The organism is Hoeflea sp., assembly GCF_984452065.1.
In genome coordinates this window covers 1-10,533 of the sequence record NZ_CFHWAF010000149.1, presented here as the reverse complement: position 1 = coordinate 10,533, position 10,533 = coordinate 1, and the positions used below count along the sequence as shown (strand labels likewise).

Below are 10,533 nucleotides of genomic sequence, written 5' to 3'. Positions count from 1 at the left end.
GTATTTCCGCCTGCTCAGCCTGTCCGCGTGGATCGGGGTGGTTCTGGCGATCGGTATGCCGGTCATGACCGTGGTCGCAGAACATGTCAGCGTCGACGGTGAAAAGCCGGCCATGAAACGCCTGCTTGGCCGGGAAGACCTCAGCCGCCAGATACTCGATGTCGCCAGGGCCAACGATATCGACATCATCATGTCGGAGAACCGCGACATCGTGGCCGATCTTTTCTATACCGGCCGGACCGGCGCGTTTGACATCCGCACGGTCAATCCTCGGGGCCGGCCGCGAAACTACTACCAGCTCAAGTTTCCCATCGGCGGCGATCTGGGCGACCGCAAGGTTCTGCGTGTCGAAGTCCACTGGGACCGGGCAAGGTGTGCCGGGGAGGAGATCGAGCCGGTCGCGACACTGCGAACGGACGGCGGCGCCTATCACGGCAATCTCATCAACGCATTCGTAATGGACGGCAGGTGTTTCAATGGCGGTGGGTGATCACAGAAACGCGGCAATGACGGTCGTCGGCGCGCTGGCACTGGTCTTTGTCCTGTTCAACGTCTTTCCGGGCATCGATATCTGGGTTTCGACGCGGTTCTTCGATCCCGAAACCCGGCAATGGACGGCCCAAAGCGCTTTTTTCGATGCCTATCGCGGCGCGTTCAATGTGGTCAGCATCGGCCTCAGCGTCACCTGCCTTGCCCTTTGGGCCGTGGCGCTCTGGCGCGGTCCCGTCTTCACGGTGCCAAGGCAAGTCTGGGGCTTCGTTCCGCTTCTGTACATTCTCGGGCCGGGTTTGCTGGTCAACGTCCTCCTGAAGAATTACTGGGGCCGGGCGCGGCCTGCCAATATCGATGAGTTCGGCGGCAATCTTTCGTTCTCGCCGGCATTTATCCTGTCGGATCAGTGCGAAAGAAACTGCTCCTTCGTATCGGGCGAGGGTTCCGGCGCCACCGCTTTCTTCATCTCGGTTCTCGTGCTCAGCGCCTATATCCCCAACAGGGCGGTTCGACGGATACTTGTCGCCGCGGCGCTGGCCGCCGCCGGTCTTGCCGCCATATTACGGATTTTCAAGGGACGGCACTTTCTGTCCGATACGATCGGATCGGTCCTGTTTGTCTCGCTCGTCGCCGTTCTGCTTCACTGGTTGCTGATCGGTCGCAAAGCCCCAGGCGGCAAGGTCGGTTAGGCCCATCAGTCCGTCAGAACGATGAAGTCCGTGCCTTCGTGCGATTCGGAACTGATGCCACCGTCGGTGATGACGAGGGACGATCCCGGCACCATCATCTGCGTCAGCCTTTTGCGCACATATTGCGGCATGACGATGCGGTCGAGCGCGGCGCGCGCTGTCGCTGTCCGGTAACCGTAGTTCTCCTCAATATCGAGAAGCGGGTTCGCGCTGACATTATCGGACAAGGTCACGGACATCCATTGCAGCCTGTCTTGTTCGTCCTTGTGGGGAAGGGCGGTCATGAAATGCGTTCCGAGCGGCTGTTCGCCATTGTTGAGAAAGACCGGCGCATCGAACAGGGGCTCAAACCCCTGGCGCACATAGATATGGCCCGTCGAAAACGCGCCGCGGCCTGTGTCGAGATGCAGCTGGCGGGCAAGTGCGACGGAGACCGCGCCTGTCGCCTCGTCGCCGCGGCTCTTTTGATATCGCAGGATTGCCGCACCGGTGTCGGCGCCGATCAGGCCATCGGCCTCTCCGGCATCGAAACCGAGCTGATTGAGCATGGTCTGGACATCGCGCACCAGCTCCCGTCCCGTCCTTTGTGTGATCAGAACCCGGATCGGCGCCTTTGATTGCGGGAATTGAAACCCGTCATCGCTGCCGACGGGCGTCAGGGACGGATCGAAACCCGCCCGCATGACGTAGCCGTCCAAAACCGGACCATCGGCATGGCCGGGCAGGGCGGCCTTGTCCTCTTTGCCTTTCCCGAAACTGAGAACGGAGCCGCTCGTCGAGCGCTGCATCGGCTTCACGGTGATGGCGATGACCGAGGCCGCCGTATCCGTCTCGTTTTTCGGTTGTCCACCGGGATAAAAAAGCCTGTCATGCGAAATCGGCCGCGGCGTGATCTCGTCGTCCGCGATGAGGACATGCGCACCGATCCCGGCAAAGCCGAACAGTGTCTTCGCAAATCCGACCGGCAGGCGCACGCAGCCATGTGATGCCGGATAGTCCGGGACATCGCCCTCATGCAGCGCAATGCCGGACCAGGTCAGCCGCTGCATGAAGGGCATCGGCGCCCGGCTGTAGATATTGGATTCGTGATATCTGCGTTTTTCAAGGACGCTGAATATGCCCCTGGGCGTGTCATGACCCGGCTTGCCGGTCGAAATGTCGGAACGATAAACCAGTTCGCTGCCGGCAAAGACGCGCATGGTCTGGTTGTCCAGCGAAACCAGCATGAGCACGGGGCGTTCCGGCCGGGCTTTCGGCAGCACCTGTGCCGCTTCGGCGGCAAATGTCTGGCTGCTCTGCCCATAGGCCGGCACATCGGTTAAACCGGCGAAGATCGCTGTGAGGACAAAAGGCAAGGCCGATAATCGAGACGACGTGATACGCATAACTCCAAGCCCGTCACAAACTGGCGCCGGCATTGTGCGCCGCGCCTGTTAGAATTCAGTAAATCCCCGACGAGCGCAAGCAGGAGGCCGGGTGTTATCCGGCTGTTATTGTCTTTTACGTAAACGTCATTTATCCATGTTGCTCCGGAAACCGGGCCGGTCGCTGACCGCAATCTGCCGAAAACGAGGAAAAGAAATTGTCGAAAAATGTTGATTTTTATTATGATTTTGTGAGCAGCGCTTCCTATGTGGCCTACAAACGCCTGCCCAAAATGCTGCACGATGCCGGCGGTCGCATCAACTGGAAACCCATGCTTCTCGGTGGCGTATTCAAGGCTGTCGGCAACAGCGGACCAGCCGGAATAGCCGCCAAGGGCAAATGGATGTTCGACGATCTGACCCGTATCTGCGCCAGGCACGGCCTTCCGTTTTCCGTCAATGCGAAATTCCCGCTCAACACCGTGACGGCGCTGCGTGGTGCGATTGCCGCCGGCCGGATCGATGACGATGTCCGCGACAAATATATGGACATCATGTTCGACGGCGCATGGGCCAATGACGACGATATATCCGACCCGGACGTGATCATGGAACTCATGGACAATGCCGGACTGCCGGCTCGGGAGATCGCCAATATGGCGCAGGACCAGGCGGTCAAGGACGCGTTGCGTGCGAACACCGAAGAAGCCGTTGAACGCGGCGTATTCGGTGCGCCGACATTTTTTGTCAAAGACGAGATGCATTGGGGGCAGGACCGGATTGACGATGTGATCGAGGCCCTCAACAAGAAAGGCTGACACGGGGCTCCGGATCGATGATGGATATGTTCGTGCCGCTGATCCTGGCGGCGGCCCTTCTGCTGGTCGGGCCGATTCTCGGCACCATCGCGTTCTTCAACGTGCGCATGCTTCGCCGTGAGGTCAATGAGCTGAAAGATGCGATTGGAACGACGCCCCTGCCGCCGCCCGTGACGCGCATGCCGCCCGCGCCCGTTGCGAAGGCACAAACCGACGGTGCGGGGGAGACCGCTGTCTCCGAGCCGACGCCCCCTGAGAAACCCGCCCAACCCGCCGCCGGGGACGAAGCCGAAGAGGCCGAAGAGCGCCTGGAGCCGGCCGTGCGCGACCGGTTCAGCGAAACCTATGAGGGGCAGACGGTGCGGCAAGAGCCGGCTAAAAGGCCATCCGGCGCGTTGCTGGAAGAAACGGTGGGCGCGAAATGGGCTGTCTGGGTCGGCGGAATAGCCCTCGCGTTCGGCGCGATCTTTCTTGTGCGCTATTCGATCGAGCAGGGCCTTTTGGGACCGGGTGCGCGCATCATTGCCGGCCTTGTGTTTTCACTGGCCCTTTGCACGGTCGGGGAGTGGACGAGACGGCGCGGCGCGGCATTTTCTGTCGGCGGTTTTGAAAACGCCAATGTTCCGGCCATATTGACGGCCGTCGGCACGCTTGGCGGTTTTGCGACCATCTACGCGGCCTATCAGCTTTACGGTTTTCTCGGTCCGGCAAGTGCCTTCGTTTTGCTCGGCGTTATCGCCGTGGCGACCATGGCGGCCGCCTTGCTGCACGGACCGCTCCTGGCGGCGCTGGGAATTGTCGCAAGTTTTCTCGTGCCCTTCCTGGTCAGTGCGCAGGAGCCGAATGCCGGCGGACTGGCGGCCTATGCTTTTGCCGTTTCCACGGCCGCCTTCGGCGTTGGCCGCCTGCGTCTTTGGCGCTGGCTCGCCGTCATCGCATCGCTCGGCCTTGTGTTCTTCGCTCTCGTGCTTTTCCTTGTCGCGGCTCCTGGAGAACGACCCGTCCTCGGCCTTTACATTCTGGCGTCCTGGGTCGCAGTCTTCCATGTTTTTGTCGCCAGCCTTTACGACAGGGTGCCGGAGCGGCTTCAGCCGAATGACAGGATGGCCGTCGGCCTGCTGTCGCTGCTGTTGCTGCTGGGCCTGGCATTTGTTGCGGTAGAGACCGACGCGGCGACGGTCATCGGCCTCGTCCTGATGGTGCTGGTGCCTTTTGCATCGGCCTTCTACTACGCGGCTGTCCGGCTGGTGGTGCCGGTATCGGTGCTTTTGGTGTTTCTTGGATACGGTGCCTGGGAACTGTCGGTTGAAACCTGGCAGCCGCTTGCGGGTGGTTTCGACACGATGGACGGCATTTCTCCCGCGATGCTGCCCGGCTACCAGCAGAAGGCGCTGTCGCTGTTCGGCTTGCTTGGCCTTGGCCTGGCCGTTCTCGCGGGCCTTGTCGGTCTTCTTGGCGCGCTTCGTTCCGCGGCGCGGGTGCCGCTTGCCTTCGGCGGTGCCTTCCTGCCGGTTCTTATCCTGGCGATGTCCTATGTGCGTACGGACTTCCTCGATATATCGGCTCGTTCCGGTGCGATCGCGGTTGCTCTGTGCGCCGGCTTCTTTGCCGTCGCGCAATGGCTGGACCGCCGCGCCGAAGAGGATGACGAGCAAGGATCCGGTGTTGTCGCGACCTATCTGATCGCAGCGTTGTTTGCCTTGACGCTGGGCCTGTGCATGCTGCTGGAGCGAGCCGCCCTTACTGTTGCACTGGCGCTCATCGCGCCCGCCACGGCGATTGTCTACTCCCGCAGGCCGCTGCCGGCATTGCGGCCGCTGGCGCTTGTGCCGGCTGCCCTTTATGCGGCCCGGCTCATCTGGGACCCGGCCATCGTCGGCTCCGATCTCGGCACCACGCCGGTTTTCAACTGGCTGCTCTTCGGCTACGGGATCCCGGCGATGGGATTTGCGGCGACGGCGTGGCTGTTGTCCCCGCATGGACGCGACCGCTGGCTCGAAGCCGCGGAAGGCGTGGCGGTCGCCTCCGCAACACTGGCCATTGCGGTGATCGGCCTGCACGCCATCGAACCGGGTGAGGTCTTCTCCCCGATCGATACCTTGCCCGAGGCGGCTTTCCTTGTTCTTGTCGGCGGCGGTGTGGCGCTCGGTCTCCTGCGTCTGCGCGCGACCGGCGCAAGCACCACATTGCGTGGTGCGGCCGATCTGCTCGGCTATGCCGGCATGGCAGGGGCCGTACTGGGTCTTATCGGCGCGTTCAATCCGCTATGGACCGGAGAGCCGGTCGGCGGAGGTGTCTTTGTCAACAAACTGCTCTTCGCATATCTCCTGACCGGTCTTTTGTACGGTGCCGTGGGGTATCTCAGTGCAACGCAACGACCGGAATATTCCAGGGCGGCCTATGCCGTCGGCGGCATTCTGGTATTCGCCTGGGTCAGCCTGACCATTCGCCACTGGTTCCATCCGGTATCGCTCGATACGGGCGTGACCACCGACCCCGAACTCTATGCCTATTCGGCCGCCTGGCTGGTCATCGGCATAACGTTGCTGGCTTCCGGAATGGTCAGCGGGGTGCGGGCGCTTCGCCTCCTGTCCGGGGTTGTCATCGTCGCCGTCGTGGTGAAGGTCTTCATCATCGACATGTCCAACCTGACGGGCTTCCTGCGCGCCCTGTCATTTATCGGTCTCGGCGCCGTGCTGGTCGCCATCGGCCTTGTCTATCAGCGGCTCCTGCGCCGCCAGACCTGAGTCAGCCGCCGGAAGCGGCGTCCTCATACCGGCTGGAGAGAGCCAGCCACTGCTCTTCGGCTTCGGCAAGCCGCCTTTCGGCCTCGCTGCGGTCCCGCGCCGTCTGTGTGGCGCGGTCCGGATCGCGCTCATAAAGTGCCGGGTCGGCGAGCCTGGTATCCAGCGCTTGAATCTCTTTCTCAAGCTTTGCCGTCAGCATTTCGATTTCATTGATCTTTTTCTTCAGCGGCGCCAGCTCCTGACGTCGTTCCGCCGCCGCCCGCCGCTGGTCGGCCTTGGATTGACCGGTTGTGCTTTCGCGCGTCTTGATCTTGCGCGATCCGCTGCCGAGGATCATTGCGCGGTAGTCGTCGAGGTCGCCTTCATAGGCGCTCACAGTCCCGTCGCCCACCAGCCACAAGCGGTCGGCGGTCGCCTCGATCAGGTGCTGATCGTGCGAAATCAGGATGACGGCGCCGTCAAACCCGTTCAGCGCATCGATCAGCGCCGCGCGGCTGTCTATGTCCAGATGGTTGGTCGGCTCGTCCAGAATGAGAAGGTTGGGTCCGTCGAATGCGGCAAGGCCCATAAGCAGGCGGGCTTTTTCGCCGCCGGAAAGATCGCGGGCCGCTGTGTCCATCTTTTCCGTCGAAAGGCCCATCTGCGCGACCCGGGATCGTAATTGCGCTTCCGCCGCGTCCGGCATCAGCTTGCGGACATGATCGACGGCGCTCTCGGCGGGCCTGAGGTCATCCAGCTGGTGTTGGGCGAAATATCCGGTTTCGAGATGCGGCGCGCGCGTCATCGACCCGGCCTCCGCCGCAAGCTTTCCCGATATCAGCTTGGCGAATGTGGATTTGCCGTTGCCGTTGGCGCCGAGGAGGGCGATCCGATCGTCATTGTCGATGCGCAGATCCATTCGCGACAGGACAGGCTGGCCGGGCGTATATCCAACGGACGCCTTCTCCAGTGCGATGATGGGAGAGGCCGGCTGCCGTTTGGGTTTCGGGAACTGAAAGCCCTGGACATGGTCGTCAACCACCGCCGAAACCGTACCGAGCCGTTCGATGGCCTTCAGCCGGGATTGTGCTTGCCGCGCCTTCGATGCCTTGTAGCGGAACCGCTCGACAAAGGCCTCCATGTGCTTGCGGCGGGCGAGCATCTTTTCACGCGCTTTCATCTGCAGCGTAAGCGCCTCGGTGCGTTGCCGTTCGAACTGATCGAACGGCCCGCGGTAAAAGCTCAAGGCCTTGTGCTCAAGATGAACGATCGTGTTTACGGCCCGGTTCAAAAGGTCCCGGTCGTGGCTGATGATGATAACGGTATGCGGATAGCGCCTGATATAATCCTCAAGCCAGAGCGTGCCTTCCAGATCGAGATAGTTTGTCGGCTCATCCAGAAGCAGAAGGTCGGGCTGGGCAAAGAGCACGGCGGCGAGGGCGACCCGCATGCGCCAGCCGCCGGAAAAGCTCGCGGCGGGGCGTTTCTGGGCGTCATTGTCGAAACCGAGGCCGGAAAGGATGCTGGCGGCGCGTGCCTCGGCCGAATGCGAACCGATATCGGTGAGCCGCGTCTGGATGTCCGCGATACGGTGCGGGTCGGTTGCCGTTTCGGCTTCCTGCAGCAGCGCGACACGCTCTTCATCCGCGCGCAGCACGATATCGATCAGCGGCTCGTCCGTTCCGGGCGCTTCCTGCGCGACCCGGCCGATACGGCAGTTTTTCGGCAGGCTCACGGAGCCGGTTTCCGGGGAAAGGTCGCCGGAGATCACCCGGAAAAGGGTCGATTTGCCGGTGCCGTTGCGCCCGACCAAGCCCGCCTTCGTGCCTTCGGGCAGCGTCAGCGACGCGTGATCGATGAGCAGGCGCCCGGCAATGCGCACGGAAAGGTCGGTAATCGTCAGCATAGGGCTTATTGGATCGGTTGCGGCCTGAACGCAAGTGAAAACCGGCTATGTTTCAAGCGCTGGTGCGCGTGGCAAACTCGGTGGCGTAGTGCTGCTGCTGAAGCCTTGCGGCTGTCACGGCGTTGCGCAACAGCATTGCCACGGTCACCGGACCGACGCCGCCGGGAACCGGCGTGATCCATCCGGTGATGTCGGAGCAGCTCTCGAAATCGGCATCGCCGACCACCTTCGGGCCGTCCGGCCCGTCAATCTGGTTGATGCCGATATCGATCAGCACCGCGCCCGGCTTCAGCATGTTTCCTGTCACCAGCCCCGGTTTGCCGACTGCAACGAAGACGGCGTCCGCCGAGCGCGAGTGCATGGCGATGTTGCGCGTCTCGTGGTGACAGACCGTCACGGTCGCGCCCTGCGCCATCAGCAGAAAGGCGATCGGTTTGCCGACGATGGCGGAATGCCCGATCATGGTCACCTCCAGACCTTCCAGATTGACCCCGGTCGCCTTGAGAAGCTCGACGGCGGCAACGGCCGTGCACGGCCCCATCTTCAGATCGTTGTAGACGATATCGCCGATATTGGAGGGGTGCATGCCCTCCACATCCTTCAACGGGTGCACGCTGCGCTGCAGGCGCCGTTCGGTCAGATGTTTCGGTGTCGGGCGCTGGATGATGATACCGGTCACGCGCGGGTCCGTGTTGAGGCCCTGAATAATGCCTACCAGCTCGTCACGGCCGATATCGGCCTCGTAGTGCCGCGCCTCGAAGGCGATGCCCGCCTTTTCGGCGGCCCGCTGCTGGTTGCGCACGTAAAGCGCCGAAGCGTCCACATCGCCGATTGAAATGGACACCAGCTTGACCGGCCAGCCTTCCTCTTTCAAAGCCTGAACGTCCTTCGAAACCGCCTCGCGGATGCCGGCCGCGATGGACCTGCCGTCGAGCAGTTTATGTGCATGGGACATATCCGGATTTCCTTCTGCCGGCCGATCGGTTCGCATGCTGAGCGCAATAGTCAAATCGGATTGCGGCGTAAACCGAAAAAGCCGCGGCGATGTGTTGAACGTGTCATCAAAACCGGCAAAATGCCGCCGGATTTCTTCTGTCGGATTTTTCGGAGCCTTTCATGACGATCACACTCTATGAACTCACCGGACGCGACGCCGGGCGGCCGTTCAGCCCGCATTGCTGGAAGACGGTGATGGCGCTGGCGCACAAGGGCCTGACCTATGAGCGCTCCGCGGTGCCGTTCACGGAGATCCCGAACATCGAAAACGGCATCGGCAAGACGGTACCGGTGCTGCGCGACGGCGATCATGTCGTTTCCGACTCCTTCGAAATCGCTCTCTACCTTGATGAAGCCTATCCCGACCGGCCGACGCTTTTCGGCGGCGAGGGCGGTGTCGCGCTGTCGCGGTTTGTCGAGGCCTGGAGCGCGACGCAGGTCTCCGCCACCATATTCGGGGCCTTGCTGCTCGATATCCACGCAATGCTCGAACCGGCGGATCAGGACTATTTCCGCAAGAGCCGGGAAGCACGCCTCGGCAAATCGCTGGAGGAGGTCGTCAGCGCCAGTCTCGACAAGGTCGGAGAACTTGCAAACAGGCTCGATCCGCTGCGCTTGATGCTAAAGCGCCAGCCCTTTATCGGCGGTCAGCAGCCGCTCTTCGCCGACTATATTGTTTTCGGAACCTTTCAGTGGGCCCGCATCTGCTCACCCACCCGATTGCTGCAGCCTGATGACCCGGTTGCGGCCTAGTTCAATCGCTGCCTTGACCTGCACGGCGGCGCCGGGCGCGCGGTGGCCGCCGCTGCCTGATCGGCGGGCGAGGGGCACTTGTGTTGCCTTTCCAGCAAGGCTATAGAGCCGGCAATTCTCCCGCGAATATGACAAAGGACAAGCAGGTCATGGCGATCGAACGCACCTTCTCGATGATCAAACCCGACGCGACCAAACGCAATCTCACCGGCGAAATCACCAAGATGCTGGAAGATGCCGGCCTTCGGGTTGTCGCTTCCAAGCGTGTCTGGATGAGCCTGAGGGAGGCGGAAGGCTTCTATGCCGTGCACAAGGAACGTCCGTTTTTCGGCGAACTGACCGAATTCATGTCGTCCGGCCCGACCATCGTTCAGGTGCTCGAGGGCGAGGACGCGATTGCGAAGAACCGCGAGGTCATGGGCGCGACAAACCCGGCGGATGCCGCAGAAGGCACGATCCGCAAAAAACACGCCCTGTCCATCGGTGAGAACTCCGTCCACGGATCGGACGCGCCGGAAACGGCGGCGGAGGAAATCGCCTACTGGTTCTCCGGCACGGAAATCGTCGGCTGATCGGCCGGCTGAGAAACGATTGGTTTGAGCGCCGTTGTGTCTGGCCTGCGTTTTCTGAACGGCTAAGCTTAAAAATAAAACAGTAACGTCACCAATTTCGTTGCGGTTGGCCTGCGTTTTCTGAACGGCTAAGCTCGATCAGGCTGACGACATGCCGCCGGCGCTGTTGCGGTTGGCCTGCGTTTTCTGAACGGCTAAGCTTGTGGCGGCCGGCATC

General features: G+C 61.8%; 9 protein-coding genes. 6 read left to right on the top strand and 3 right to left on the bottom strand.

Features of this window, described 5'->3' with window-relative positions:
* Both AC5E6N_RS20695 and AC5E6N_RS20690 read left to right on the top strand, forming a co-directional pair.
* Nucleotides 1-490: hypothetical protein (locus tag AC5E6N_RS20695; protein WP_491749586.1), on the top strand; the 490-nt coding region annotated here is incomplete at its 5' end.
* Nucleotides 483-1,181: a phosphatase PAP2 family protein gene (locus AC5E6N_RS20690; protein WP_491749585.1), complete on the top strand. Its 699-nt coding sequence runs from the start codon at nt 483-485 to the stop codon at nt 1,179-1,181. The genes AC5E6N_RS20695 and AC5E6N_RS20690, both read left to right, overlap by 8 nt.
* Before the next feature lie 5 nt (nt 1,182-1,186).
* Here AC5E6N_RS20690 and AC5E6N_RS20685 read toward each other — a convergent pair whose 3' ends face one another.
* Nucleotides 1,187-2,443, bottom strand: a complete 1,257-nt coding sequence (locus AC5E6N_RS20685; RefSeq protein WP_491749587.1) for a L,D-transpeptidase family protein — start codon at nt 2,441-2,443, stop codon at nt 1,187-1,189.
* Nucleotides 2,444-2,763: 320 nt separating this feature from the next.
* On the opposite strand from AC5E6N_RS20685, the gene AC5E6N_RS20680 reads away from it, so the two are divergent.
* Both AC5E6N_RS20680 and AC5E6N_RS20675 read left to right on the top strand, forming a co-directional pair.
* On the top strand, nt 2,764-3,363 hold the full coding sequence (locus AC5E6N_RS20680) for a 2-hydroxychromene-2-carboxylate isomerase (RefSeq protein WP_491749584.1): 600 nt from the start codon (nt 2,764-2,766) through the stop codon (nt 3,361-3,363).
* Nucleotides 3,364-3,380: 17 nt separating this feature from the next.
* A complete protein-coding gene (locus tag AC5E6N_RS20675) occupies nt 3,381-6,110 on the top strand; it encodes a DUF2339 domain-containing protein (RefSeq protein WP_491749583.1) in 2,730 nt (909 codons plus the stop codon).
* 1 nt (nt 6,111) lies between these two features.
* Here AC5E6N_RS20675 and AC5E6N_RS20670 read toward each other — a convergent pair whose 3' ends face one another.
* A complete protein-coding gene (locus AC5E6N_RS20670) occupies nt 6,112-7,995 on the bottom strand; it encodes an ABC-F family ATP-binding cassette domain-containing protein (protein ID WP_491749582.1) in 1,884 nt (627 codons plus the stop codon).
* Nucleotides 7,996-8,047: 52 nt separating this feature from the next.
* Nucleotides 8,048-8,950: a bifunctional 5,10-methylenetetrahydrofolate dehydrogenase/5,10-methenyltetrahydrofolate cyclohydrolase gene (locus tag AC5E6N_RS20665; protein ID WP_491749581.1), complete on the bottom strand. Its 903-nt coding sequence runs from the start codon at nt 8,948-8,950 to the stop codon at nt 8,048-8,050.
* 161 nt (nt 8,951-9,111) lie between these two features.
* On the opposite strand from AC5E6N_RS20665, the gene AC5E6N_RS20660 reads away from it, so the two are divergent.
* The gene (locus AC5E6N_RS20660; RefSeq protein WP_491749580.1) at nt 9,112-9,744 is read left to right on the top strand and encodes a glutathione S-transferase family protein; all 633 of its coding nucleotides are present in this window, start codon (nt 9,112-9,114) and stop codon (nt 9,742-9,744) included.
* Nucleotides 9,745-9,893: 149 nt separating this feature from the next.
* The gene (gene ndk / locus AC5E6N_RS20655) at nt 9,894-10,316 is read left to right on the top strand and encodes a nucleoside-diphosphate kinase (RefSeq protein ID WP_491749579.1); all 423 of its coding nucleotides are present in this window, start codon (nt 9,894-9,896) and stop codon (nt 10,314-10,316) included.
* Nucleotides 10,317-10,533 lie beyond the last annotated feature (217 nt).

Bases quoted from the DNA above. Each gene is read 5' to 3' on its own strand.
- AC5E6N_RS20675 (WP_491749583.1), top strand. From the start codon at position 3,381: ATGATGGATATGTTCGTGCCGCTGATCCTGGCGGCGGCCCTTCTGCTG.
- AC5E6N_RS20670 (WP_491749582.1), bottom strand. From the start codon at position 7,995: ATGCTGACGATTACCGACCTTTCCGTGCGCATTGCCGGGCGCCTGCTC.
- AC5E6N_RS20665 (WP_491749581.1), bottom strand. From the start codon at position 8,950: ATGTCCCATGCACATAAACTGCTCGACGGCAGGTCCATCGCGGCCGGC.
- AC5E6N_RS20660 (WP_491749580.1), top strand. From the start codon at position 9,112: ATGACGATCACACTCTATGAACTCACCGGACGCGACGCCGGGCGGCCG.
- ndk (WP_491749579.1), top strand. From the start codon at position 9,894: ATGGCGATCGAACGCACCTTCTCGATGATCAAACCCGACGCGACCAAA.